Origin of the sequence: uncultured Aggregatibacter sp. (assembly GCF_901873365.1) — a bacterium.
In the GTDB taxonomy this organism is placed as follows: Bacteria; Pseudomonadota; Gammaproteobacteria; order Enterobacterales; family Pasteurellaceae; genus Aggregatibacter.
In genome coordinates this window covers 1-24,391 of the sequence record NZ_CABFLM010000137.1, presented here as the reverse complement: position 1 = coordinate 24,391, position 24,391 = coordinate 1, and the positions used below count along the sequence as shown (strand labels likewise).

Below are 24,391 nucleotides of genomic sequence, written 5' to 3'. Positions count from 1 at the left end.
CCTGAAAAGCCTATTGAGAATGTGTAGATCATAAGGCCATGGCTTCAATTAAGCAACCGACACAGTACGCCGGACAAGGAAAGAAACGGACCGAAAGGAATGGTCGTTAAGTGGCGTTTGCTTAGCTTGCCATAAAGCGCATAAACCAAGCCCGAAAGGCAGGCAAGTAATAAAAAGGCAGGTAATTGCTCATAAGAGAAAAACGTGCCTAATCCCAAGGCGAGCCAGCAATCGCCACGCCCGAAGGCTTCTTGTTTGTAATACCCTTTGGCGCCGTAGTAGATAAGAGAAAAAACACCGAAAAAAATGACCGCACTTTGTAAGCTTTGTTCCAGTGTAAGGGGCGTAATTTGCCAATAGGCTGCGCCTAATCCGAGGGCAAACAGGTTTTGGCACAGGGCGGGAGAAATTAAGCGGTAATACCCATCCACCACCGAGATGGCGAATAATAAACTACAAAAACACGCCCAACATATTGCCGTGAAGATGTCTTCGTTTAGCCAATAGCAAAGGGCAAATAACAAGGCAAAAAAGAGGCAGTAATAAGGTTGGGAAATCTTGCTTTTCATGGGCGTCAATATGGATTTCTCCGGCGCAAAGTGCGGTGGGTTTTTTGGGTAAATTTCAATATAGGCGGCATGAATTTCTTGGCTTAAACGGAAGGCGAAGCGATGCACATAGCCATAAATCACGCGCCCTATAAGCCAGCCAGTGAAGACAAATGCGATGCCTATCATTGCACTAACGCGCCCATATTGAAAATCGGCAAATACATTCCGAGCATAATTAAGCCGATAAGCCCACCGATAATGACCATCAACAGCGGCTCCAGCATTTGTGACAGCAGATCGATCTGATAGTCCAATTGTTGTTGATGGTCGTTGGCGATAAATTGCAACATTTTGGGGAGCTGACCACTTTGTTCGCCCACTTGTAGCATTTGTTGTGCCGCCAACGGAAAAATATGACCGCTCACACTGGCGGAGAAGGCATAACCTTGTTGTAGCCAGTGTAAAATGGATTGCACTTCTTCGATTAACAGCCAATCGCCTTGCACGTTTGGCGATCTTTGCCAACTTGGATTTTGTGGCAGAAACGACTGCAAAGCCTGATTCAGCGGCACGCCTGCCTGTAACATTAAAAATAAACTGCGGCTAAATCCCACCAAACGGGAAAGTTGCACGATGCGATTCAACACAGGCATGGCATTGATGAATCGACTTTTTTGCCGATTAAACCAAGGGGAGTGTTTCAAGCGGGCGCGAATAAACAGAATAGTCAACGTAATACAAATTAACAGATGCAGCCAATAATCCTGTAATCCTTGCGACAGTGTGAGTAGCACCTGGGTGAAAGTCGGGAGTTGCGCGCTACTGTTGTCATACATCTCGGCGAATTGCGGCACGATAAAAAGCAGTAAAAGTGCGGTTAAAATCAGCGATATGCCAAGCACTAATACCGGGTAAAGCAGAATTTTTCGAATCTTGCGTTGTAACGCCAATGCCTGCTGTTTGTGTTGCGCGATTTCATGGCATACGGTGGGTAACTTGCCCGTCATTTCACCGACTTTAATCAATTGGCGATCTTGATAGGTCAAATATTGATTTTGTTTTTCTACAGTTTGTTTTTCTAAGGCTTGGGAAAAGGCCAAACCGCTTTCAATATCCTTTAAAAGTTGGCGCAACCAAGCGTTTAGCGCAATATTAGTGCATTGTTGTAACAAAATTTGCAGACTATTTTTTAACGGAACTGCCGCTTGTAATAAGGTCGCCAACTGAGAAAGCAACGCACAGACTTCGGCGTTTTTAGGCTTGCTGTTTAATTGCCAATTTTGTTGCAGTTTAATGTGTTGTAAACCGCGTGACATCAGCTGTTGTTGTGCCATCACGGCGCTTTCCGCCACGATAGTGCCTTTCTGCTTTTGCTGTAAGCGGTTGATTCCACGCCATTTGAATAATTTCAATTTACGCATTCGGTTGCCCCAATACTCGTTGTACTTCTGCTAAATCCGTCACTTGCGACGTCACTTTTTCTAATGCGCTGGCATATAAATTCTGAAAATCTAATTGATAACCCTGGGTTTGTGACACATCAGGCTGAAGGAATTGATAAACACCGATTCGACCTTTGTAGCCTTGATGACAATCGCAAAAACGCGTGGCATTTCCACCGCACTTTGGGCATCGTTTACGCACTAAGCGTTGGGCGATCACCAATAATAAACTGCTGTCGATTTCGTGTTGTTGAATGCCAAGTTGTTGTAAACGTGAGATAGCCGAAGGGGCATCATTGGTATGTAACGTGGATAATACCAAATGCCCGGTTTGCGCCGCCCGTAAAGCCATGGCAGCACTTTCTTCGTCACGAATTTCACCTAACATAATAATGTCGGGATCTTGACGCAAAAAGGTGCGTAACAAACGACTGAAATCCAAGCCAATTTGAGGATTCACTTGAGTTTGGATAATGCCCGGCAATTGAATTTCAATGGGATCTTCTGCCGTCATAATATGCTTATCGGGGGTATTGAGCCATTGTAATGCCGTATATAACGAAATACTTTTGCCACTTCCCGTGGGGCCTGTGACTAAAATCAACCCTTGCGGTTGGCTGAGTGCATGACGAAATGTGTGTTGCTGTTGCTCCGTCATACCCAGTTCGCTAAAGGCCAGTTGCACGGGGCGGTTTTGTTGTAAACGCAATACGGCTTTTTCGCCAAAATGCGTCGCGAGCGTGGATAAGCGAAAATCCAAAATATCGGAAAATGTCGTTTTAAACTGAAACCGTCCGTCTTGCGGCAGGCGGGTTTCACTGATGTCTAATTTGGCCAGTAATTTCAAACGGGAAATCAGTCGGTTGGCGAGAGTCTGCGCAATGGTGTTTTGTACTTGCAATACGCCGTCAATACGAAAACGGACTTGTAAAAAATCCGCTTGCGGTTCTAAATGAATATCGGAGGCCTTTTTTGTTGTGGCGTTTTCAAAAATTTGGTTAAGCAACTGAATCGTCGGTTCATCGGAGAATTGTTCTTGTTGTTCCTGCGGTGTGACAGAATACAAGAGCGGTTGATTTTCATCGAGTTTTTCTTGATGTGGCACTAAATCCTGCAAGGCCTTTTTTAACACGGCAGGTTCAATGAGTACCGGCTCGATATTTTTCCCTGTTAAAAAGGAAAACGCTTCACAAGCGGCAAGGTTGGCTAAGGAATCCAACCCTAGCCATAATTTTTGTGGTTCTTCTTTTAATGGTAGCGCCAAATAACGCAAAAGGACGATTTGCTGCTGTTGGTTTTGTTGCCATAACTCGGGCGTAATCGTAAATAGATCGCCTTGTTGGCTACGGATCGTATAGGAAGATTCCACCAAATGCTGCATCAAGCCACCGCCCTGTGATTATGAACAAAAACCTGCCGGGAAGATGTCAGCGTTAGTGCCGCAAGAGGCCGTCCATGTAACGCCATTTGAGGTACCGCCGGATGCCGTTAAGGTGTAAGTAACATTGTCTAATGTGCTTTTTCCGGTCACCGTGATGGCGCCGTTTTTAACCGAAGTGGATTGGACATATTTCTGTGTGGCATTCGTTATGTCGGGTTGAATGCCATTTTGCCCACCACTACAACCTTCTGTTTTGCCGGTGTTATAAATGCACAACTCCACTTCAGCACGAAGCGGCGCAGAGGCTTGCAACAGTTCGGAAACTGCCGCTTTTTTGGTGTAATTTTGATAAGATGGAATAGCGATGGTGGCTAAAATAGCCACGATTGCAATGACGATCATTAATTCAATTAATGTAAATCCTTTTTTAACGGATTTCATAGAGAGAAATGCTGACTGAATTTTCATAAAAAGTACCTTGATAAAATAAAAATTGAGACTCTTTTGCCTCGGCATTTTGGTATAAATGAGAAACACATCGAAATTTGACCGCACTTTTGTGGGATCCTGATCGCAGAAATAAGATTCGTATGACAGAAAAAACACTCAAAATTGATAAAGGCTGGTTGACCAATACGCGTAAAGTAATATCCCCACATTTTGATCTGCGTCCTGATCCGCAAGATATTTCTTTATTGATTATTCATTACATCAGCCTGCCGCCGGAGCAGTTTGGCGGCAGTAACATTGATGATTTTTTTCAAGGCAAATTGGATCCCCATCGTCATCCTTATTTTGCCGAGATCAGTGCACTTCGGGTATCGGCACATTGCTTGATTAATCGGGCAGGCGAGATAACCCAGTATGTGAATTTTCATGATCGCGCTTGGCACGCAGGCATTTCCTGTTTTGAGGGACGGGAAAAATGCAATGATTTTGCCATTGGGATTGAATTAGAAGGAAGCAATGAGCAGCCGTTTACTACGCAACAATACGCGTCTTTACAGCATTTAACACAGGCGATTATGCAGGCTTATCCGTTAATTACCAAAGAACGCATTGTCGGCCATTGTGATGTCTCGCCGGGGCGGAAAATCGATCCCGGTCAGTATTTTGATTGGGCGCGATATTTACAGGCGCTTTAGTCTTACACAAGATTAGTATTGAGCAATAAATAGACAGCAAAAAATGGCATTGATGTGGCATTTGTGAATAGAGGTTGGTTTGTTGTTAATTCATTGATAAATAAAGATAAATTTAAAAATTCTTAAAGCGTAACTTCGGTTTTGAAATGTTATTTCGAGTTATTCCTTGGAGAAAACACAATTTTATCCACAGAAATACTGAATAACTCACAGGCGGCTAAATCACTGGCTGAACTTGGTGAAAATATGGGTGAACAGGGGAATTTTTTTGGTACCATTGACGAAAAAAACAACATGAATAGCGTCATGAGCGCATCATCCCATTGGACGCTAAAAATTTAATTCACAGCGACTATGACTAGGCAAAATCTGAGATCAACAAAATTTAAAAGCAGATTGTTTCCTGTTTTCACTAAGTTATCCACAAGGTTATTCAAGATACAAAGTGGAATGTCGAACCGAGGTGAAAAAATCAAGGAATTTTTGACCGCACTTTATAACTTTTGAATCTATGGCATAGCCTTTATTTCTTTTTTAATGCTTGCACTCTCCTGTAGTATGTCAAAGGTGACATTATGTGATTTATGTAAGGAGTTTATTATGTCAGTATTTCCTATTCATACGATTGAAAGCGCGCCGGAAGCCGCGAAAGACGCATTAAAAGCCGTACAAAATGCCAATGGCTTCATTCCGAATTTAATTGGCGTGTTAGCCAATGCGCCGACGGCATTGGAAACCTATCGCACAGTGGGCGCGATTAATGGTCGCAATAGTCTAACGGCCGCAGAACGTGAAGTGGTTCAAATTACGGCGGCGGTGGTGAATGGTTGTGGTTTTTGCGTCGCCGGACATACTAAAATTGCACTGAAAGTATTAAAACTTGAAGAAACACTGGTGAATCAAATTCGCGCCACAGCACGCATTGAACAAGACGATAAGCTTGATGCACTGGCGCGCTTTACCTTGGCGGTGATTTTACAAAAAGCAAAACTCACAGCCGCGCAACAACAAGCATTTTATGCGGCAGGTTATACCCAAGAAAATGCCATTGATGTCGTGTTAGGGGTAAGTCTGGCAACATTGTGTAACTATGTGAATAACCTTGCGGATACGCCAATTAATCCGGAATTACAAGCCTTTGCGTAATTTTCTCCCTGTTAATGTGAAGGCAATCGGATGATTTGCCGTTAATCTTCGGTTTATTTTTATTTAAAGACTAAGCACTGTACTGCATTGTGCTTAGTCTTTTTTATTTTGTTTTCTCAGGCACTGAAATGAAATTGAAGCTATAATAGCGGTGAAAATAAACAAGGAATTTTTATGCGTTTAGATAAATTTTTAGCGGAAATAACCGGTTTAACCCGTTCACAGGCAGCAAAAGTATTACGCCAAAGTGCAGTCACCGTTAACGGTAAAATTGAAAAGAGCGGGGCGGTGAAAGTGAGCCCTGATGATGAAGTTTGTTATGATGGTGAGCGCTTAACTTGGGTAGAAAATGGGCAATACATTATGTTGCACAAACCGCAAGGTTACATTTGCTCCCATGAAGATGGCGATCATCCGACGATTTATCAATTTTTTGATTATCCTTTATCTGCCCGTTTGCACAGTGCCGGGCGGTTGGATGTGGATACCACAGGTTTGGTGATGTTGACAGATGACGGTCAGTGGTCGCACCGAATTACTTCACCCAAATTTCATTGCGAGAAGACGTATTTGGTCACCTTGGCCGATCCTGTTGAAGCGAATTATGTGCAGGCTTGTGCTGATGGCATTTTATTGCGTGGGGAAAAAGCCCTGACGAAGCCGGCTAAACTTGAAATCTTAGATGATTACAACGTGAATTTAACCCTGAGCGAAGGGCGTTATCATCAAGTTAAACGGATGTTTGCCGCGCTGGGTAATAAAGTTGTCGCATTACATCGTTGGAAGATCGGTGATGTGGTGTTAGATGAACATTTGGCAGAAGGCGAATTTCGTCCTCTAACAGAGGAAGAAATCGCATACTTAGCTGGAGAATCCTAGTTTGAGTTCAAATAAAACAGTCAAAACGAATTTTATTTTTGTGGTGGCGTTGGGTATTTTGTCCATGTTGCCGCCATTGGGTGTGGATATGTACCTGCCGGCGTTTTTGAATATTGCGCAGGATTTACAGGTCACAAACGATCAGGTGCAACATACGCTAACCGCCTTTGCGTATGGTTTGGCGCTGGGGCAATTATTCTGGGGGCCGTTTGGTGACAGTTTCGGACGCAAGCCAATTATTTTGTTAGGGGTAACGGTTTCTGCGATAGCGGCATTGATTTTAACGCAAATCCATTCTATCGGAAATTTCACCGCACTTCGTTTTGTTCAGGGCTTTTTTGGTGCGGCGCCGGTGGTATTGGTGGGCGCATTGTTGCGTGATTTGTTTGACAAGAATGCACTTTCCAAAATGATGTCGACAATTACGCTGGTGTTTATGATTGCGCCGTTGATCGCACCGGTTGTCGGCGGTTATATTGTCTATTTTTTCCATTGGCACGCCATTTTTTATGTGACTGCTTTCATGGGACTATTGAGTATTTTGCTGGTCTTTTTTGTGGTGCCGGAAACGCATCATAAAGAAAATCGGATTCCGTTACGCTTGAATATTATTGCCCGTAATTTTATGGCGTTATGGAAACAAAAACCGGTGTTAGGTTATATGTTCTCAACGTCCTTTGCCTTTGCCGGCTTATTTGCGTTTTTAACGGCAGGATCGATTGTGTATATCGGGATTTACGGCATCAAGCCTGAAAATTTCGGCTATTTCTTTATGTTGAACATTGGCGTGATGACCTTTAGTTCATTCTTAAATGGGCGTTTAGTGGCTAAATGGGGGGCAGAGACCATGTTCCGTTTGGGGCTTGGGATACAAGGTTTGGCGGGCATCTGGTTGTTGCTTGTGGCGTTATTAGATTTAGGTTTTTGGTCAATGGCGCTGGGCGTAGCAGTGTTTGTGGGACAAAACCCATTGATTTCCTCTAATGCGATGGCCTCTATTTTAGAAAAATTCCCCAATTCGGCAGGATCGGCGAATTCTATGGTCGGGAGCGTACGGTTTGGTATTGGCGCTTGCATGGGATCTTTGGTGTCTTTATTGCCGACCAATTCGGCGGCGCCAATGTTATTCGCCATGGTGCTTTGTTCTGTGATTGCGGTCGTTTGCTACGTTACGTTAACGGTTAAACATCGGGAATAACCCACGAATTAACTCAGTTATATCAAGGGTTTCGCACATTATGAGAGGTATTCGTATTTGTAACAAAGCACGAAATTTGTTCTAAGTCAAAAAGTGGTTAAACTACCTCTAAATGGTTATGTTATTTAACCTGCGATTTTATTTCCTTATGATAGAATGCCCCGCAAAAATAAGTCTGTGAAACAATCTGTTATGGTCAATCAATTAATTCTTGAGAATCTCGCTTGCCAACGGGGAGATAAAGTCCTTTTTCATCGCGTGAATTTACACATTCAGGCAGGTGATTTTGTGCAAATTGAAGGGCACAACGGTATTGGGAAAACCAGTTTGTTACGCATTATTGCCGGGCTTGCCTCTCCTCTAGAAGGCGAAGTGCGGTGGAATTCTGACGCAATTGCTAAACAGCGCGAAGCTTTTCATTCTGATTTGTTGTATTTAGGACATCAGAGTGGCATTAAACCGGAATTGAATGCGTGGGAGAATTTGCGTTTTTATCAACAAATTACCTCTTGTCGCCAAGGTGATGAAATATTGTGGGATGTGTTGCAAACAGTGGGACTACTGGGACGTGAAGACATTCCCGCGGCACAGCTTTCAGCCGGGCAGCAAAAACGCATTGCATTGGCGCGTTTGTGGTTATCAGAAGCACCGTTATGGATTTTAGATGAGCCATTTAATGCGATCGATAAAAAAGGCGTGGCGGTGTTGACCGCACTTTTTGAACAACACGCACAAAATGGCGGTATCGTGATCTTAACCAGTCATCAGGAAGTGCCGAGTGCGCATTTGAAAAAAATCAATTTAGAACAGTTTAAGTGTACAGAGTAACGGCATGATCTTTTGGCATATTATTAAACGCGAATTACAAATTGCCATGCGCAAACAGGCGGAGATTCTTAATCCGTTGTGGTTTTTCCTGATTGTAATTACGTTGTTCCCTTTGGTGATCGGACCTGATCCGGAATTATTGTCACGCATCGCACCGGGCGTGGCATGGGTGGCGGCGTTGTTATCCGCTTTGTTGTCCTTTGAACGCCTCTTTCGTGACGATTATATCGACGGTTCTTTAGAGCAGTTAATGCTCACCTCGCAACCTTTGGTTTTAACCGCACTTGCTAAAGTCTTGGCACATTGGTTATTGACAGGGTTGCCGCTGATTTTGTTGTCACCTATCGCCGCATTATTGTTGTCATTGGAAATACCAATTTGGTGGGCGTTGGTGCTGACATTATTATTAGGCACACCGGTATTGAGTTGTCTTGGTGCTATTGGTGTCGCGTTAACAGTCGGTTTGCGTAAAGGCGGTGTGTTACTCAGTTTGTTGGTTGTACCGCTATTTATTCCTGTGCTTATTTTTTCTGCTTCCGTGTTGGATGCCGCAGGATTGAGCCTGCCTTATAACGGACAATTAGCTATTTTAGGTGCCATTTTAGCCGGCGTGATGACATTATCGCCATTCGCTATCGCTGCGGCATTACGCATCAGTTTGGATCAATAGGGGATTATTTATGTGGAAATGGTTACATCCTTATGCAAAACCGGAAACACAATATCATTTATGTGGCAAATTTAGCCCTTTCTTTGCGATTTTAACCGCACTTTTATTAACGGTTGGCATTGTTTGGGGGATTGCATTTGCGCCGGCGGATTATCAACAAGGCAATAGCTTCCGCATTATGTACGTGCATGTACCGATGGCCATTTGGTCTATGGGTGTTTATGGCTCTATGGCGGTGGCGGCATTAGTGGCATTAGTATGGCAGATTAAACAAGCGCAGTTAGCCATGATTGCGATGGCACCGATTGGCGCATTATTTACCCTTTTAGCCTTGATTACCGGTGCAATCTGGGGAAAACCCATGTGGGGAACTTGGTGGGTCTGGGATGCGCGCTTAACTGCCGAATTGATTTTATTTTTCTTATACTTAGGCGTATTAGCGATTTATTCTGCTTTTCAAGATCGTAATGTGGGGGCAAAAGCAGCGAGCGTGTTATGTGTCGTGGGTGTCGTGAATTTGCCAATTATCCATTTCTCGGTGGAATGGTGGAATACCCTGCATCAAGGCGCAAGTATTACGAAATTGGAACGTCCGTCTATTGCGACACCGATGTTGATTCCGCTGATTTTATGTATCTTTGGTTTTCTAACGTTATCTATTTGGCTAACTTTAGTGCGTTATCGTACGGAGCTGTTAAAAGAGGATAGCAAACGTCCTTGGGTTAAGGCATTGGCAGAAAAGAGTTAATTTATTGGGGGGGAGAGTATGTTCTTTCAAAGTTGGAGTGATTTACTTAACATGGGCGGCTACGGATTTTATGTGTGGCTGTCTTATGGATTGAGTGTGTTGCTGATTATGGCATTAGTGATTCAAAGCCTAATGGGGAAAAGTGCGGTGTTAAAATCCGTTAAATATGAACAACAACGTGAAGCACGCTTACAAAAAATGCAGCAAAAAGGAGAAACGTTATGAATCCAAGACGTAAATCCCGCTTGTCTATTCTGATTTTAGTGTTAGCAGGTGTGGCGGTTGCAACAACATTAGTGTTATATGCCTTGCGCCAAAATATCGACCTATTCTATACACCGTCAGAAGTAATTTACGGTAAAAATGATGATGCCGATTTAAAACCGGAAGTAGGGCAGCGTATTCGTGTCGGTGGCATGGTGGTGGCCGGTACGGTAGAACGTGATCCGAAAAGTTTAAAAGTGCGGTTTGATTTAAATGATATTGGCCCATCTATCAGTGTTGAATACGAAGGAATTCTTCCCGATTTATTCCGTGAAGGGCAGGGCATTGTGGCGCAAGGTATCTTAAAAGAACCAACCTTATTGGTTGCCAGCGAAGTATTAGCGAAACATGATGAAAACTATGTGCCGCCGGATTTAGAAAAACAAATGCAAAAAGTCCATAAACCCATGGGGATTTCTGATCTGAAAGGCGAGAGTGAACGTGATCGTCAAGCGAAAGGACAAGAAGGTCGGTAATGATTGCAGAATTAGGAAATTATGCGCTTGCGTTGAGTTTAGCCATCGCGGTGTTGTTAGCGATTTTTCCGTTATGGGGCGCTGAAAAAGGCAATGTGCAGTTTATGGCATTGGCTCGTCCGATGACGTACGGTTTATTTCTCATCTTAAGCGTGTCTTTTGGCGCGCTATTTTATGTGTTCGCCATCAATGATTTCAGCGTGCAATATGTCGTTAACAACTCGAATACGACATTGCCGATTTATTACCGTTTATCCGCGGTATGGGGATCGCATGAAGGTTCCTTGCTGTTGTGGATTTGGTTGTTATCTTTGTGGAGTGCCGCGGTTGCCTTGTTTAGTAAACGTTTACCACAAGAGGCAGTTGCCCGTGTACTGGGCATCATGGGGATTATCAGTATTGGCTTCCTGCTTTTTGTGTTGTTTACCTCCAATCCGTTTACCCGCACATTCCCTGACTTTCCGGTGGACGGCAAAGAGTTAAATCCATTATTACAAGATATCGGTTTAATTTTCCACCCACCATTATTATACATGGGCTATGTTGGGTTTTCCGTGGCATTTGCTTTCTCCATTGCCTCTTTAATGACCGGTAAATTAGATACGGCATGGGCACGGTGGTCTCGTCCTTGGACGATGGCAGCTTGGGTATTCTTGACACTTGGTATTGTGCTTGGTTCTTGGTGGGCGTATTACGAATTAGGCTGGGGCGGCTGGTGGTTCTGGGACCCGGTAGAAAATGCCTCTTTCATGCCGTGGTTAGCGGGTACAGCACTCTTGCATTCTTTGGCGGTTACGGAAAAGCGCGGATCCTTTAAAGCATGGACGGTATTGCTGGCGATTTTAGCCTTCTCTTTATGTTTGCTTGGCACGTTCTTGGTGCGTTCCGGCATTTTGGTCTCTGTTCACGCCTTTGCCTCTGATCCGACGCGTGGGTTATATGTGTTGGCCTATTTAATCGTGGTGATTGGTGGCTCACTGACCTTGTATGCTTACAAAGGAAGTCAAATTCGTTCACGTGACAATGCAGAGCGTTACTCCCGTGAAAGCTTGTTGTTGTTAAATAATATTTTATTAATGACCGCACTTTGTGTCGTGTTGTTGGGCACTTTGTTGCCACTTGTACACAAACAATTAGGCTTAGGGTCAATTTCTATTGGTGCGCCGTTCTTTGATCAAATGTTCCTAATTATTATGACGCCATTTGCCTTGTTACTCGGCATTGGGCCTTTGGTGAAATGGCGCCGCGACCAATTCTCCGCCATTCGTACGCCGGTGATTGCCAGTGTGATTATCATGCTTATTGCCGGGTTTGCCTTGCCGTATTTATTACAAGATAAGCTTACGGTCAGCGCCGTGCTCGGCACTATGATGACAGTCATTATCGTGCTGTTAAGTCTCTATGAAATGCATCAACGGGCAACGTATCGTGATACTTTCTGGCGTGGTATTACCAAGTTATCTCGTTCGCACTGGGGCATGATTTTGGCACACTTGGGTGTCGCCATGACGGTTTGGGGGATTGCGTTTAGCCAAAATTACAGCATTGAACGTGATGTTCGTATGAATGTCGGTGATACGGTACAAATCGCCGGTTACGATTTCACTTTTAAAGGGATCAGCGATGCCAATGGCCCAAACTATGTGGGCGGAAAAGCACAAATTGATATTAGCCGTGATGGAAAACACGAAACCACACTTTATGCGGAAAAACGGCTTTATACGGTCAGTAAAATGCCGATGACCGAAGCGGCGATCGATTGGGGCTTTAGTCGCGATTTATATGCTGCGTTAGGTGAAAAATTAGACAATAATGCTTGGGCGCTACGTTTATATTACAAACCGTTTATTCGCTGGATTTGGCTTGGCGGATTATTTATGGCGCTGGGTGGTGTATTGTGTATGTTCGACCGTCGCTATCGGTTTAGTCAGATTTTAGCTAAAGACAATGTGCAATAAATCTGAATTGAAATAGTAGAGTATTGTTAATGAATAAGAAATTATATTTACCTTTAATTATTTTTCTTGCTTTGGTGGCGGCGTTTTTGGTGCAACTGCAACGCAATGCACAAGGGGATGATCCGAAAGCTTTAGAGTCAGCGTTAGTCGGGAAACCAGTGCCGGCAAAAACCTTGCAGGATTTATTTGCCGCAGATAAAAGCTATGACGAATCGCTGTTCAAACAAGGCAAACCGCTTTTGTTAAATGTGTGGGCAACGTGGTGTCCGACCTGTTATGCAGAGCATCAGTACTTGAATCAGCTCGCAAAACAGGGGGTGCCGATTATCGGTCTCGATTATAAAGACAGCAGTGCGAAAGCAATAAAATGGCTCAATGATTTAGGCAATCCGTATCAAGTGGTATTGAAAGATGAAAAAGGATCTTTCGCCTTAGATCTCGGTGTGTACGGCGCACCGGAAACCTTCATTGTCGATGGCAATGGCGTGATTCATTATCGCTATGCCGGTGATGTGAATGAAAAAGTTTGGCAGGAAACGTTACTGCCGATTTATCAAAAATTAGGCGGAGGGAAGGAGTGATGAGAAAAACACTTTTATTTTCTACCGCACTTTTCTTTAGTGTAACGGCATTTGGTGCCATCGATGCACTGAATTTCAGTTCGTCACAGCAAGAAGATGACTATCATTCTTTAACCCAAGAATTGCGTTGTCCACAATGTCAAAATAATAATATTGCCGATTCTAATGCGACTATTGCAGTTGATATGCGTGGTAAAGTTTTTGAGTTGTTACAAGAAGGCAAATCCAGAGAAGAGGTGGTGAAGTACATGGTGGATCGCTACGGTAATTTTGTGACTTATGATCCGCCACTTACGCCGGCAACCGTGGTTCTTTGGGGGGCGCCGATTGTCTTAATTTTGTTTGGCGTATTGTTTGTTTTTCGTCGTAAACAGTCACAAACGCTTTCCGTGGCAACAAAATGCGAGACTGCCACGACAACCGCTTTAAATGAAGAGGAGCAACAGCGCTTAAATGAGCTATTAAACAAGGAGAATAACAAATGACGTTATGGTTAAGCATTCTTGCACTAACGCTGATCGCTGCCTTGGTTTGTTTCTTTCCACTCTTGAAAAAAAGCATACAAAAACCATCAGTACAACGCGATACGTTAAATAAAGCCTTTTATTTTGAACGTTTAAAAGAAATTGAACGTGATGAAAAACAAGGGCTATTGGAAAATACCGAACAGCTTAAAGTGGAATTGCAACAAGCTTTATTAGAAGATATTCCGCAACACGCCTCTAATAAACTAGAGGAGGGCAAAAGTTACGGTAAATTGTGGTTTATTTCCGGTGTCTTAGCCTTGGGTATTATTGCGGTTTCCGCCTATTTCTCAGTGGGAGCTTGGCAGACAGAAATTATGTTAGAGAAATCTGTTGAAAAGTTACCGCACTTTTTTGAACGAATGAAAACGGAAGAAACGAACCCATTAAGTGAAAGTGAAATGCAACAGTTTGCCACAGCATTACGTTTGGATTTACAAAAAGATCCGACGAATGCAAAAAACTGGTGGCTACTCGGACAAATTGGTTTGAATTTGGATAAGCCGCAAATGTCTTTAGATAGTTTTGCACGTGCCAATAAATTAGATCCGAAAAATAATTTATATAAGCTGGCTTATGCACGTATTTTAATGTTCTCTGAAGATCCGACAGATAAATTAAAAGGAAACAATTTACTGCGTGAAGTGATTCGTGAAGATCATACGAACATCGATGCGTTAAGTTTATTGGCGTTCAGTTATTTTGAAACGGAAGATTATAAAATGGCGATTGTGACTTGGGCGATGATGTTAAAATTGTTGCCAAAAGACGATCAGCGTGTTTCCATTATTGAACGCAGCATTCGTTCTGCGCGTGATGCGCTAGATGCGCAAGAGCAGGAAAAACATCAACAAATGATGCCGGCACAAACGCCGACAGAAACACCAAAAAATTGAGGTAATATGATGAAAAACGTGATTTTAATCGTAGGTGCAAGTGTGCTTTTAGCTGCTTGTTCTTCTTCCTCTTCTCAAGGGAATGCGCCTTTGGATACACAAGCGGTTGCCGATTACCAAGCAAAGGTTTACAGCGGTAATACCGTTCCGGCACAATATAAAGTAAAGGCGGAAAAACCGGCAGAGAATGTTTTAAATGCCAGTGATAATGCGCCAAAACAGGTGATTTATCGCGAGCGCCACCCATCGATTATGGTGATGCCGTCAGTGGGGTATTATCACGGTTGGTAGTTTCAACATAAAACGCGGTTATTTTTCACCGCACTTGCTTTAAAGAAGAGCGAAGTTTCTTGGAGGAGCTTCGCTTTTTTTATGCGCCAATCTCTCTCTAATTGCCCTCGGTAAAGAGGCACTCACCGTATTTCAATCCATCACTCTTAAGTGGTAAAAGCCACAAAATAATCAGTTGAATTTAAAAAATTGATCAAAAACAAGAAAATGCTAAATATCCATAGAAAAAATATGTGCATTTGGTTATGTTAGCGACGATTTAAAGTCTTTATGTCTTCTATCATATTGTTATTAATGATAAAAATTCTCATTACTAACAAATGATAATAGATATTTTATCATCTTCTATTAACGCTAATAGAAGCCATATTTATAACCTTATTGGAGTGATTATCGTGAACGCATTGAGAAAAAGCTTACTCGTAGCAGCTTCTTTCGCAGCTTTCGGCGTATGTAATTCGGCGATGGCGGAATTGGTGTATAAACCGGTTGAGCAGCCGGTTGAAGCGCCTAACCCAAATCTAAAAATTGAAGCGGTGAATGAAAAATTTGCTGAGAAGTACCCTAAACAATTTGAATCTTGGAAAGCTACTGAAAAAGGTGACAAAATCATCTATGCAGATGAACAAGATCCACGTTTAATCGTGTTATGGGGCGGTTATGCTTTCGCGAAAGAATATAACGCACCTCGTGGTCACGTTTATGCTGTGAAAGATGTGCGTGATATTTTACGTACCGGTGCGCCAAAAACCGCAAATGACGGTCCACAACCTATGGCGTGTTGGACTTGTAAAGGTCCAGATGTGCCACGTTTAATCGCAGAATGGGGTGAAGATGGTTACTTTAGTGGTAAATGGGCAAAAGGTGGTGCTGAAGTTGTGAACTCTATCGGTTGTGCCGACTGTCACGACACAACGTCCAAAGATTTTGCAGAAGGTAAACCGGCATTACGTATTGCGCGTCCACACGTACTTCGTGCGTTGGATCACCTAAATAATGCGCTTCAAGCCAAAGCGAAAGCCGCAGGCAAAGAGCAAGCCGATTTAAGTTTCAATACAGCAGCACGTACTGAAAAACGCGCTGAAATTTGTGCTAACTGTCACGTTGAATACTATTTCGCAGGCGATCTAAAACAAGTGACCTTCCCATGGGATAACGGTCAAACTGTGGATGATATCGAAAAATACTACGATGACATCGGTTTCAGTGACTGGACTCACTCTCTTTCTAAAGCACCGATGTTAAAAGCACAACACCCTGACTTTGAAATTTGGTCTTTAGGTATGCACGGTAAAAACGGCGTAACTTGTATCGACTGTCACATGCCTAAAGTACAAGGTAAAGACGGTAAAGTTTACACCGATCACCAAATCCAAAACCCATTTGATGCCTTTGATACCACTTGTGCAAACTGCCACGATCAAAGCAAAGAAAAACTTAAAGACATCGTTGCTTCACGTAAAAAAGAAGTGAAAGACATCATGGGTCGTTTAGAAGATCAAGTTGTTCGTGCTCACTTTGAAGCGAAAGCCGCATGGGATGCCGGCGCAACAAAAGAAGAAATGGAACCGGCTTTAATGGATATCCGTCACGCTCAATGGCGTTGGGACTACTCTGCAGCAAGCCATGGTGGCCACATGCACGCACCTGATGTAATGCTTCGCGTATTAGGTTCTGGTTTAGACAAAGCAGCTGATGCTCGTGCTAAACTTGCAGCAATCTTAGCTAAACATGGCGTGAAAACTCCGGTTGAAGTACCAGATATTTCTACAGCTGACAAAGCATGGAAAGTAATGGGTATTGATATCGAGAAAGAACGTAAAGCGAAAAAAGAATTCTTAGAAACTGTTGTACCTCAATGGGTAAAAGAAGCGAAATCCAATGGCAAATTAGCTGAAGATACCGCAACAAAACAATAAAAAAAGAACCGCACTTTGTAACTAAAGTGCCGAAGTGCGGTCATTTTTAACCCTATATTTGAGGTAATCAGAATGAATTTAACGTCTCTATTCCGCAAACCGGCAAAAGCCCTTGCATTGCTTGCAGTATTGGTCGCCGCACCAATGCTTGCACAAGCAGAAGGTCAGCCGTCTGCAGCGGACAAGTTTACTTACGAACCGCAATTGGATAATCAACGCGATCCAAACCAATATTGTGCTAAATGCCATAAATTCGACAAAGTCGATAAAAATCAAACCTTGGATCAATCCGGTGGTGAATTACACTTCGGTAAGTTTCATGGTGCGCACTTAAATCAGAAAAATCCGAATAACGGTAAACCGATTAATTGTGTGAACTGTCATGGCAATATTTCTGAAGATCACCGTCGTGGTGCAAAAGACGTGATGCGTTTTGGCGGCGATATTTTCGGTGAGAAAAAACCGATGTATAGCGCACAAGAACAAAACCAAGTCTGTTTCTCTTGTCACCAACCGGACAAACTTCGTGAAAAACTTTGGGCGCATGATGTTCATGCAATGAAATTGCCTTGTGCAAGTTGCCACACATTACACCCGAAAGATGATGCGATGAAAGGTATTCAACCAAAAAATCGTGTGAAACTTTGTGTGGATTGCCACGGCGAACAACAAAAACGCAAAGCGGCAAAAGAAGCACAATCACAAACGCAATCAACCGAACAAAAGGATAAACAATGACAACTTGCTCACGCCGAAACTTTGTTTCCGGCATGGGGGCGTTGATCCTTATGACGGGAACATCAGTGACCTCTTTAGCGAAAGAGGAAAAGGCGGATAAACCGAAACGCTACGCGATGGTGCACGATGAAACCGCGTGCATTGGCTGTACTGCGTGTATGGATGCTTGTCGTGAAACTAACCACGTGCCTGAAGGCGTTTCACGTTTGGAAATTCTCCGTAGTGAACCTTATGGCGAATTCCCGAATCAAGAGTACGAGTTTTTCCGTCAATCTTGCCAACATTGTACGAATGCACCTTGTGTGGCAGTTTGTCCAACCGGGGCATCATTCATCGATCCTGAAACCGGTATCGTGGATGTGAATAAAGATCTTTGCGTCGGTTGCCAATATTGCATTGCCGTCTGTCCATATCGCGTACGTTTCATTCATCCGGTACACCGTACTGCAGATAAATGTAACTTCTGTCGTGATACCAATTTGGCACAGGGTAAACAACCGGCTTGTGTTGAAGCCTGTCCAACCAAAGCATTAACCTTTGGGGATATGAATGATCCGACAAGCTCAGTGGCACGCAAGGTGAAACAAAGTCCTGTTTACCGCACGAAAGTGGAATTAGGTACACAACCGAATCTTTACCATATTCCATTCCAACACGGAGAACCAAGAAGATGACATTAGATTATCCTGTTCCGTTTCACACACCTAATTTGGTGTGGGATTCAACAATCGCTATCTACTTGTTCTTACTTGGTATTTCTTCCGGTGCGGTACAATTAGCGATTGCGTATAAACGTAGTAACAAACTTGAAAATCCAAACAAAAACTGGATTATTCGTGCTGCTGCCGTATTGGGGAGTGTGCCGACATTAATCGGTTTAACCTTGTTGATTTTCCACTTGGCGCGTCCTTGGACATTCTGGAAATTGATGTTTAACTATCAATTTAATTCAGTGATGTCTATGGGGGTCATGTTATTCCAAGTGTATATGCTGTTTTTGGTTTGTTGGTGTGTCGTTATCTTCAAAGAAGATATTATGGCATTGATCCAACGTTTTATGCCAAAACTCCGTTTTATCGGTAACATTATCAATGTATTAGAACGCATAACCTCCCCTGTTGAAGTCATTCTCTTCATCTTAGCTGCGGTGCTAGGGGCTTATACCGGCTTCTTACTTTCCGCGTTGATTAGCTATCCGATGTTGAATAATCCGGTATTACCGGCGCTATTCCTTGCCTCCGGTACATCATCAGGTATCGCAGCCACCTTCTTATTTATCCTGATTGCAGGTAAATTAAAAGGCGATTCCCACGAATCACACTTCATTCATAAATTTGAAGTGCCGATTATGGTAACAGAGCTCGGTCTATTAATCTGTTTCTTCGTTGGACTCTACTTCGGTGGCGGGCAAAAAGTGGTGGCGTTACATAATGCGTTATCCGGCTTCTGGGGCGCAGTCTTCTGGATTGGGGTATTCTTTATCGGTATCTTAATTCCATTGATTGCCAATATGTTTGTTAGCGATCGTTTAAAATTCAACAAGAATTTTATCATCCTTGTGTCGATTTTCGACTTGATTGGGGTGTTATGCTTGCGTTACTTTATTCTGTACGCAGGACAGCTTACAACTGCATGATAAGGTTTTTGTTTGTATCAAAAGGCGTAGTAAAATACGCCTTTTTGTTTGGCGTTATTTTCTTTGGCAAAGAAAAATAAAAATAAAAAAGAAAGACGGCTCAAAGAAGGAAATCTGATTTGTTTTTTCTACGAGTAAAGTGCGGTTAAAATTTTAAACGTTTTTATCTCACTTTCCCCTCTTTAGCAAAGAGGGGAAGGGGAGATTTGGCAGAAGTGATTTCAATCTTATAGGTTGTTCAATATCGTCAATATCTCCTCTTAACCTCTTCTTTCTTAAAGAGACGGTATAAAATGCAGGCGAAACCTGAAGTGATACAAAACCCACATGACAATCTAAAACACGAGATTATTTTATGATCCCTGAACTAGGCTTTCTTTCTCTTCTTCTTGCTACGATGAGTGCGTTGCTGCTTGCCGTTGTTCCACAACTTGGGCTTTGGTTGCGTAAGCCGGCACTGACCCAATTAGCTTGGGGATTAAGCTATTGCTTCGGCTTATTTACGTTAGTCGCTATTGCCATTTTGGCATATTCCTTTGCGGTGGATGATTTTACCTTGGAATATGTCGCAGCCCATTCGAATTCTCAATTGCCAACGTTCTTCAAAATTGCGGCGACCTGGGGTGGGCATGAAGGTTCGATGTTGTTCTGGCTATTTTCACTTTCAGTTTGGGTTGTGCTGTTTGCATTATTTAATCGAAAAAATGACCGCACTTTTGTCGCGCAGAGCTTGGTGGTTTTAGGCTTAATTTGTTTTAGTTTTGCGGTTTTTATCGTCTTTTTTTCTAATCCGTATGGACGCCTATTCCCTGCACCATTGGAAGGTCGCGATTTGAACCCGATGTTGCAGGATGTGGGGCTTATTTTCCATCCGCCGTTGTTGTATCTCGGTTATGTTGGCTTTGCGGTGAATTTTGCCCTAAGTGTTACCGCCTTGTTGCATCAACATTTAGAAAGCCAAATTGCCCGCGTGATGCGGGTTTGGGTATTGGTCTCTTGGTTGTTTTTAACGTTAGGCATCGTGCTGGGGGCATGGTGGGCATATTACGAACTTGGCTGGGGTGGCTGGTGGTTCTGGGACCCGGTAGAAAACGCGTCATTAATGCCTTGGTTATTAGGTTTAGCGCTGTTACATAGTTTAATTGTCAGTGAAAAACGGGGCATCTTTAATTATTGGACAACGCTTTTCTCGCTGTTAGCGTTCGCTTTCAGTGTACTCGGCACCTTTATCGTGCGCTCAGGCGCATTGACTTCTGTACATGCTTTCGCAGTCGATAGCCAGCGTGGTACGGCATTGTTGGTGATTTTCTTCCTGTTGACTGTCGGGGCGCTCGGTTTGTTTGCTTTCAAAGCGAATATGCAGCAACAATCTGTGAAATTAACGTTGCTTTCCAAAGAAAGTGCGGTGCTTTTTTTGAATGTTTTATTGAGCATCGCGACCGTCAGCACGTTTCTCGGCACTTTCTATCCCATGTTATTCCAAGCCATGAATTGGGGCTCTATTTCTGTTGGTGCGCCTTACTTCAACAGTATTTTCCTTCCGCTGATTGCCTTGGTGTTAATTGCCATGGTGATTTCACTCGGCTTGCATTGGGCAAAAGCGGATAAACGTATTTTATTAAACCGTGCCCTGTTATTGTTGCCGTCTTTGTTGCTTTCCTATTTGGCCATTCACCACTTTATGCAAAATGACAGCGCGTTACAGTTTAAATGGACAGCCTATTTCCTACTCACCTTAGCGATTTGGTTGTTATTGGCAACATTATGGCAAAACTGGCGTAAGTTAGGTCTTTCTCACTATGCGATGATTTTTGCGCATAGCGGTGTTGCCATTGCAACCATGGGCGCCGTCATGAGCAGTTATTTCGGTAGCGAAATTGGTGTACGTTTATCGCCACAACAAAGCCAACAGCTTGGTGCATTTAATTTTCACTATGAACGATTTTCCAATGAAATCGGTCCGAATTTTACGGCTGAAGTGGCAACGTTTAGCGTGACAGAAAAGGGCAAGCCGTATGCCGAATTACAGCCTGAACGCCGTTATTATGATGTGCGTACCATGACCATGAGTGAAGTGGGGCTTTCTGGTGGTTTTTGGGGCGATTTGTATATTGTTATGGGCGATCCGCTTGGCAAGGGGGAGTTTACGTTCCGACTTCATTATAAACCGTTGATTCGTTGGTTGTGGTTCGGTGGTATATTGATGGCATTGGGTGCATTGTGTTCTGTGCTGACAACGAAACGAAGAGGAAAGCGTGATGAATAGAAAAGTGATTTTCTTCCTGCCATTAGTATTGTTACTTGGCGTATGCGTTTTATTGTTGGCGGGATTGAATCAAGATCCTAAAAAAATCGCTTCTGCGTTAATTGATAAGCCTGTGCCTGAGTTTTATCAGGCAAATTTATTGGATAATCGTCAAACGCTCAGTCCAAAAGATTTTCCGAAACGCCCATTTTTGATCAATATTTGGGGAAGCTGGTGCGGTTATTGTCAGCAAGAGCACCCATTATTGCTTGAGTTAGCAAAAGAGATTCCTATCGTGGGTGTGGACTATCGCGACAAACCACAAAATGGTATTGCGATGTTGCAACATATGGGCAATCCTTACACTTTAGTGATTGATGACAGCCGTGGCGAACTGGCGTTAAAACTTGGCGTGGACGGCGCACCGGAAACCTATTTAGTGGACGCCAATGGCATTATTCGTTATCGTCATTCCGGCTTATTAGATCGGGAAACTTGGCAAAAAACTTTCGTGCCTCAACTTAACCAGCTATTACAACCATGAAACGATTTCTCGCGTTAATTTTTTTATTTGTCAGTGTGAATGCCATTGCTGAAATGGTGGATACCTTTGAATTTCATAACCAGGCGGATCGTACCCGCGCCGTGGAATTGGCGAAATCTTTGCGTTGTCCGCAATGCCAAAACCAAAACTTAGTCGAGTCTAATTCACCGATTGCTTACGATTTGCGTATTGAAGTGTATAACATGGTGAATGAAGGCAAAACCAATCAGCAAATTATTGATTCCATGACATCGCGTTTTGGGAACTTCGTCAATTATAAGCCGCCATTCCAATGGAATACCGCATTGCTTTGGTTATTACCGATAGGCTTGTTGCTGGCGGCATTTGGGTTGATTTGGTATTCCAGTCGCAGTTCATCACCGCTTGAAACTGAAAAACAGGCGGAAGATCTACCGCACTTTCAATCCTTAAAAGAGAAAAGTGCGGTCAAATTTGAGCTTAAATCGACACTCCTGGTTTTCGCTTTATTGCTTGCCATTCCTTTCGCGTATTATTTTTCTCTGGAACGCTTTTCTCGCGTACAGCAAGGTGAGCAGGAACAAATTGCACAACATAATCAGCAACTCGAAACGTCGGAAGAAAATAAAACCGAGGCGATTATCGGCAAAATTCAGGATAAATTGCGCCAAGATCCGAATAGCGCGGAAAACTGGATTAAGCTGGGTGACGCCTATATGCAGAATAACGATTTTGATGACGCTCTTGTTTGTTATGGTAATGTCGAAAAAATTGATGGTCCTAAGCCGACCACGCAAGGCTTGATGGCGATGGCATTGTATCTTCAAGCAAATCAACAGATTACGCCACAAGTACAGCAATTCTTGAATGAAGCGTTGGCTCAAGATCCGAAGGAAATCTCCGCGTTATCTTTGTTGGCGGCAGAAGCCTTCAAAACACGCGATTATTCCACCGCACTTGATTATTGGCAGCAAATTTTGGATTCAGGCAACTCCGCGGTGGATCGTCGCGCTACGATTCAGAAAATGAAAATGGTCGATTTCATGCAGAAGGGAGAGTTGCAGTGAGCCACCATGCCATTGAAACACTGATTATCGGCGCAGGTGCGGCAGGCTTATTTTGTGCAGCGCAATTAGCAAAGTGCGGTGGCAAAGTCAGAATTTTAGATAACGGCAAAAAAGTTGGGCGAAAAATTTTAATGTCCGGCGGGGGTTTTTGTAATTTCACCAATATGGAGCTTTCTTCAGATCGTTATCTCAGCCAAAATCCCCATTTTGTAAAATCCGCTTTAAAACGCTTTACCCAATGGGATTTTATCGGTTTAGTGGCGGAGTATGGCATTCCTTATCACGAAAAAGAGCTCGGTCAGTTGTTTTGCGATAACGGCGCAGAAGATATCGTCAATATGTTATTGGCAGAATGTAAAAAATACGGCGTGGAGATTGCTTTACGACAAAGCATTTCTGCTGTGGAAAAAACGGAAGGCGGTTTTTCTGTCGTAACAAATGGTGAAACGTTGCATTGTTCTCATTTAGTCGTTGCTACCGGCGGTTTGTCTATGCCGGGCTTGGGCGCAACGCCTTTGGGTTATCAAATCGCCGAGCAATTTGGCATTCATGTGATTGCACCACGGGCAAGTTTAGTACCTTTTACTTGGCGTGAGTGCGATAAGTTTTATGCCGCGTTATCTGGCATTTCCTTAGATGTCGCCGCGAGCAATCAACAAAAAACCTTTACCCATCAAATGCTCTTTACTCATCGCGGTTTATCCGGACCGGCGATTTTGCAAATTTCTAACTATTGGCAACCGGGTGAAAGCATTCATCTTGATTTATTGCCGGGACAAGATATCCGTCATCATTTAATCGAACTGCGCCAATCTTCACCGAAATTACAGTTAAAAACCGTATTAAGCCGTTTATTACCTAAAAAATTAGTGGAGTTATGGCTTGAAAAAGGCTTTATACAAGATGAAGTCATTGCCCAATTAAGTAAAGTGCGGTTAGAAAATTTGGTAAATTTAATCCACCACTGGCAGTTTGTGCCGAATGGCACGGAAGGCTATCGCACTGCAGAAGTGACCATGGGGGGCGTGGATACTCATGAAATTTCCTCCAAAACCATGGAAAGCAATCACGTGCAAGGCTTGTATTTTATCGGCGAAGTATTAGATGTTGCCGGCTGGCTTGGCGGTTACAATTTCCAGTGGGCGTGGAGTTCTGCCTATGCCTGTGCGCAGGCGATTGCGAATAAATAAGCCCGTGTGTATTTTTATTGCTTTTATTTTTTCGTTAATTTTTTGTAAAATTTCAATCCAGATCACAGAATGTATTTTATTTATCAGGCATAATG

At 43.2% G+C, this 24,391-nt stretch carries 26 protein-coding genes; 22 read left to right on the top strand and 4 right to left on the bottom strand.

Features of this window, described 5'->3' with window-relative positions:
- Positions 1 to 44 precede the first annotated feature (44 nt).
- Genes QZ106_RS10440 through QZ106_RS10425 form a run of 4 tightly spaced genes read right to left on the bottom strand, consistent with a single transcriptional unit; the run spans position 45 to position 3,842 of the window.
- Positions 45 to 737 (bottom strand): A24 family peptidase, encoded by a 693-nt coding sequence (locus QZ106_RS10440; protein WP_295976742.1) that lies wholly within the window; start codon positions 735 to 737, stop codon positions 45 to 47.
- Complete coding sequence (locus QZ106_RS10435; protein WP_295976741.1) at positions 734 to 1,972, bottom strand: type II secretion system F family protein; 1,239 nt, start codon at positions 1,970 to 1,972, stop codon at positions 734 to 736. Before QZ106_RS10435 ends, QZ106_RS10440 begins: the two co-directional genes overlap by 4 nt.
- Entirely contained in the window at positions 1,965 to 3,374 is a 1,410-nt protein-coding gene (locus QZ106_RS10430) for a GspE/PulE family protein (RefSeq protein WP_295976740.1), read from the bottom strand. Before QZ106_RS10430 ends, QZ106_RS10435 begins: the two co-directional genes overlap by 8 nt.
- 18 nt (positions 3,375 to 3,392) lie before the next feature.
- Positions 3,393 to 3,842, bottom strand: coding sequence for a prepilin-type N-terminal cleavage/methylation domain-containing protein (locus QZ106_RS10425; RefSeq protein WP_295976739.1), 450 nt, complete (start codon positions 3,840 to 3,842; stop codon positions 3,393 to 3,395).
- A gap of 122 nt (positions 3,843 to 3,964) precedes the next feature.
- On the opposite strand from QZ106_RS10425, the gene ampD reads away from it, so the two are divergent.
- The 22 genes from ampD (at position 3,965) to QZ106_RS10315 (ending at position 24,296) form a co-directional block, all read left to right on the top strand.
- Positions 3,965 to 4,519 (top strand): 1,6-anhydro-N-acetylmuramyl-L-alanine amidase AmpD, encoded by a 555-nt coding sequence (ampD, locus tag QZ106_RS10420; RefSeq protein ID WP_295976738.1) that lies wholly within the window; start codon positions 3,965 to 3,967, stop codon positions 4,517 to 4,519.
- Positions 4,520 to 5,119: 600 nt separating this feature from the next.
- Positions 5,120 to 5,665 (top strand): carboxymuconolactone decarboxylase family protein, encoded by a 546-nt coding sequence (locus tag QZ106_RS10415; RefSeq protein WP_295976737.1) that lies wholly within the window; start codon positions 5,120 to 5,122, stop codon positions 5,663 to 5,665.
- 174 nt (positions 5,666 to 5,839) lie between these two features.
- A complete protein-coding gene (rsuA, locus tag QZ106_RS10410; RefSeq protein WP_295976736.1) occupies positions 5,840 to 6,544 on the top strand; it encodes a 16S rRNA pseudouridine(516) synthase RsuA in 705 nt (234 codons plus the stop codon).
- Position 6,545: 1 nt separating this feature from the next.
- A complete protein-coding gene (locus QZ106_RS10405) occupies positions 6,546 to 7,742 on the top strand; it encodes a Bcr/CflA family multidrug efflux MFS transporter (RefSeq protein WP_033002479.1) in 1,197 nt (398 codons plus the stop codon).
- 192 nt (positions 7,743 to 7,934) lie between these two features.
- Positions 7,935 to 8,570, top strand: a complete 636-nt coding sequence (gene ccmA / locus QZ106_RS10400) for a cytochrome c biogenesis heme-transporting ATPase CcmA (RefSeq protein ID WP_033002511.1) — start codon at positions 7,935 to 7,937, stop codon at positions 8,568 to 8,570.
- A gap of 4 nt (positions 8,571 to 8,574) precedes the next feature.
- Entirely contained in the window at positions 8,575 to 9,240 is a 666-nt protein-coding gene (gene ccmB / locus QZ106_RS10395) for a heme exporter protein CcmB (RefSeq protein ID WP_021615847.1), read from the top strand.
- Between the two features lie 10 nt (positions 9,241 to 9,250).
- Entirely contained in the window at positions 9,251 to 9,988 is a 738-nt protein-coding gene (locus QZ106_RS10390; protein ID WP_290521105.1) for a heme ABC transporter permease, read from the top strand.
- 18 nt (positions 9,989 to 10,006) lie between these two features.
- Entirely contained in the window at positions 10,007 to 10,213 is a 207-nt protein-coding gene (gene ccmD / locus QZ106_RS10385) for a heme exporter protein CcmD (protein WP_209364317.1), read from the top strand.
- Entirely contained in the window at positions 10,210 to 10,728 is a 519-nt protein-coding gene (gene ccmE / locus QZ106_RS10380; RefSeq protein ID WP_209364318.1) for a cytochrome c maturation protein CcmE, read from the top strand. The genes ccmD and ccmE overlap by 4 nt, the downstream gene beginning before the upstream one ends.
- Positions 10,728 to 12,686 (top strand): heme lyase CcmF/NrfE family subunit, encoded by a 1,959-nt coding sequence (locus tag QZ106_RS10375; RefSeq protein WP_295976735.1) that lies wholly within the window; start codon positions 10,728 to 10,730, stop codon positions 12,684 to 12,686. The genes ccmE and QZ106_RS10375 overlap by 1 nt, the downstream gene beginning before the upstream one ends.
- 29 nt (positions 12,687 to 12,715) lie before the next feature.
- On the top strand, positions 12,716 to 13,267 hold the full coding sequence (locus QZ106_RS10370) for a DsbE family thiol:disulfide interchange protein (RefSeq protein ID WP_209364320.1): 552 nt from the start codon (positions 12,716 to 12,718) through the stop codon (positions 13,265 to 13,267).
- A complete protein-coding gene (locus QZ106_RS10365) occupies positions 13,267 to 13,752 on the top strand; it encodes a cytochrome c-type biogenesis protein (protein ID WP_295976732.1) in 486 nt (161 codons plus the stop codon). Before QZ106_RS10370 ends, QZ106_RS10365 begins: the two co-directional genes overlap by 1 nt.
- Positions 13,749 to 14,687, top strand: coding sequence for a c-type cytochrome biogenesis protein CcmI (gene ccmI / locus QZ106_RS10360; protein ID WP_295976730.1), 939 nt, complete (start codon positions 13,749 to 13,751; stop codon positions 14,685 to 14,687). Before QZ106_RS10365 ends, ccmI begins: the two co-directional genes overlap by 4 nt.
- Before the next feature lie 9 nt (positions 14,688 to 14,696).
- A complete protein-coding gene (locus QZ106_RS10355) occupies positions 14,697 to 14,978 on the top strand; it encodes a hypothetical protein (RefSeq protein ID WP_033002480.1) in 282 nt (93 codons plus the stop codon).
- Between the two features lie 395 nt (positions 14,979 to 15,373).
- On the top strand, positions 15,374 to 16,897 hold the full coding sequence (nrfA, locus tag QZ106_RS10350; protein ID WP_295976727.1) for an ammonia-forming nitrite reductase cytochrome c552 subunit: 1,524 nt from the start codon (positions 15,374 to 15,376) through the stop codon (positions 16,895 to 16,897).
- 72 nt (positions 16,898 to 16,969) lie between these two features.
- Entirely contained in the window at positions 16,970 to 17,635 is a 666-nt protein-coding gene (gene nrfB, locus QZ106_RS10345) for a cytochrome c nitrite reductase pentaheme subunit (RefSeq protein WP_295976726.1), read from the top strand.
- Positions 17,632 to 18,309 (top strand): cytochrome c nitrite reductase Fe-S protein, encoded by a 678-nt coding sequence (gene nrfC, locus QZ106_RS10340; protein WP_295976725.1) that lies wholly within the window; start codon positions 17,632 to 17,634, stop codon positions 18,307 to 18,309. The genes nrfB and nrfC overlap by 4 nt, the downstream gene beginning before the upstream one ends.
- Entirely contained in the window at positions 18,306 to 19,271 is a 966-nt protein-coding gene (gene nrfD / locus QZ106_RS10335) for a cytochrome c nitrite reductase subunit NrfD (protein ID WP_295976724.1), read from the top strand. Before nrfC ends, nrfD begins: the two co-directional genes overlap by 4 nt.
- Positions 19,272 to 19,626: 355 nt before the next feature.
- Positions 19,627 to 21,537, top strand: coding sequence for a heme lyase NrfEFG subunit NrfE (nrfE, locus tag QZ106_RS10330; RefSeq protein ID WP_295976723.1), 1,911 nt, complete (start codon positions 19,627 to 19,629; stop codon positions 21,535 to 21,537).
- Positions 21,530 to 22,060 carry a DsbE family thiol:disulfide interchange protein gene (locus QZ106_RS10325; protein WP_295976721.1) on the top strand — a complete coding sequence of 177 codons (531 nt, stop codon included), beginning with the start codon at positions 21,530 to 21,532 and terminating at the stop codon, positions 22,058 to 22,060. The genes nrfE and QZ106_RS10325 overlap by 8 nt, the downstream gene beginning before the upstream one ends.
- On the top strand, positions 22,057 to 23,106 hold the full coding sequence (nrfF, locus tag QZ106_RS10320; protein WP_295976720.1) for a heme lyase NrfEFG subunit NrfF: 1,050 nt from the start codon (positions 22,057 to 22,059) through the stop codon (positions 23,104 to 23,106). The genes QZ106_RS10325 and nrfF overlap by 4 nt, the downstream gene beginning before the upstream one ends.
- Positions 23,103 to 24,296: an NAD(P)/FAD-dependent oxidoreductase gene (locus QZ106_RS10315; protein ID WP_295976719.1), complete on the top strand. Its 1,194-nt coding sequence runs from the start codon at positions 23,103 to 23,105 to the stop codon at positions 24,294 to 24,296. The genes nrfF and QZ106_RS10315 overlap by 4 nt, the downstream gene beginning before the upstream one ends.
- Positions 24,297 to 24,391 lie beyond the last annotated feature (95 nt).

Coding starts and splice junctions, on each gene's coding strand:
- nrfB (WP_295976726.1), top strand. CDS start 16,970: ATGAATTTAACGTCTCTATTCCGCAAACCGGCAAAAGCCCTTGCATTG.
- ccmI (WP_295976730.1), top strand. CDS start 13,749: ATGACGTTATGGTTAAGCATTCTTGCACTAACGCTGATCGCTGCCTTG.
- ccmD (WP_209364317.1), top strand. CDS start 10,007: ATGTTCTTTCAAAGTTGGAGTGATTTACTTAACATGGGCGGCTACGGA.
- QZ106_RS10440 (WP_295976742.1), bottom strand. CDS start 737: ATGATAGGCATCGCATTTGTCTTCACTGGCTGGCTTATAGGGCGCGTG.
- rsuA (WP_295976736.1), top strand. CDS start 5,840: ATGCGTTTAGATAAATTTTTAGCGGAAATAACCGGTTTAACCCGTTCA.
- QZ106_RS10355 (WP_033002480.1), top strand. CDS start 14,697: ATGAAAAACGTGATTTTAATCGTAGGTGCAAGTGTGCTTTTAGCTGCT.
- QZ106_RS10365 (WP_295976732.1), top strand. CDS start 13,267: ATGAGAAAAACACTTTTATTTTCTACCGCACTTTTCTTTAGTGTAACG.
- QZ106_RS10430 (WP_295976740.1), bottom strand. CDS start 3,374: ATGCAGCATTTGGTGGAATCTTCCTATACGATCCGTAGCCAACAAGGC.
- ccmB (WP_021615847.1), top strand. CDS start 8,575: ATGATCTTTTGGCATATTATTAAACGCGAATTACAAATTGCCATGCGC.
- ccmA (WP_033002511.1), top strand. CDS start 7,935: ATGGTCAATCAATTAATTCTTGAGAATCTCGCTTGCCAACGGGGAGAT.
- QZ106_RS10390 (WP_290521105.1), top strand. CDS start 9,251: ATGTGGAAATGGTTACATCCTTATGCAAAACCGGAAACACAATATCAT.
- ccmE (WP_209364318.1), top strand. CDS start 10,210: ATGAATCCAAGACGTAAATCCCGCTTGTCTATTCTGATTTTAGTGTTA.
- QZ106_RS10375 (WP_295976735.1), top strand. CDS start 10,728: ATGATTGCAGAATTAGGAAATTATGCGCTTGCGTTGAGTTTAGCCATC.
- nrfC (WP_295976725.1), top strand. CDS start 17,632: ATGACAACTTGCTCACGCCGAAACTTTGTTTCCGGCATGGGGGCGTTG.
- QZ106_RS10415 (WP_295976737.1), top strand. CDS start 5,120: ATGTCAGTATTTCCTATTCATACGATTGAAAGCGCGCCGGAAGCCGCG.
- QZ106_RS10425 (WP_295976739.1), bottom strand. CDS start 3,842: ATGAAAATTCAGTCAGCATTTCTCTCTATGAAATCCGTTAAAAAAGGA.
- nrfE (WP_295976723.1), top strand. CDS start 19,627: ATGATCCCTGAACTAGGCTTTCTTTCTCTTCTTCTTGCTACGATGAGT.
- nrfF (WP_295976720.1), top strand. CDS start 22,057: ATGAAACGATTTCTCGCGTTAATTTTTTTATTTGTCAGTGTGAATGCC.
- QZ106_RS10325 (WP_295976721.1), top strand. CDS start 21,530: ATGAATAGAAAAGTGATTTTCTTCCTGCCATTAGTATTGTTACTTGGC.
- QZ106_RS10435 (WP_295976741.1), bottom strand. CDS start 1,972: ATGCGTAAATTGAAATTATTCAAATGGCGTGGAATCAACCGCTTACAG.
- nrfD (WP_295976724.1), top strand. CDS start 18,306: ATGACATTAGATTATCCTGTTCCGTTTCACACACCTAATTTGGTGTGG.
- QZ106_RS10370 (WP_209364320.1), top strand. CDS start 12,716: ATGAATAAGAAATTATATTTACCTTTAATTATTTTTCTTGCTTTGGTG.
- ampD (WP_295976738.1), top strand. CDS start 3,965: ATGACAGAAAAAACACTCAAAATTGATAAAGGCTGGTTGACCAATACG.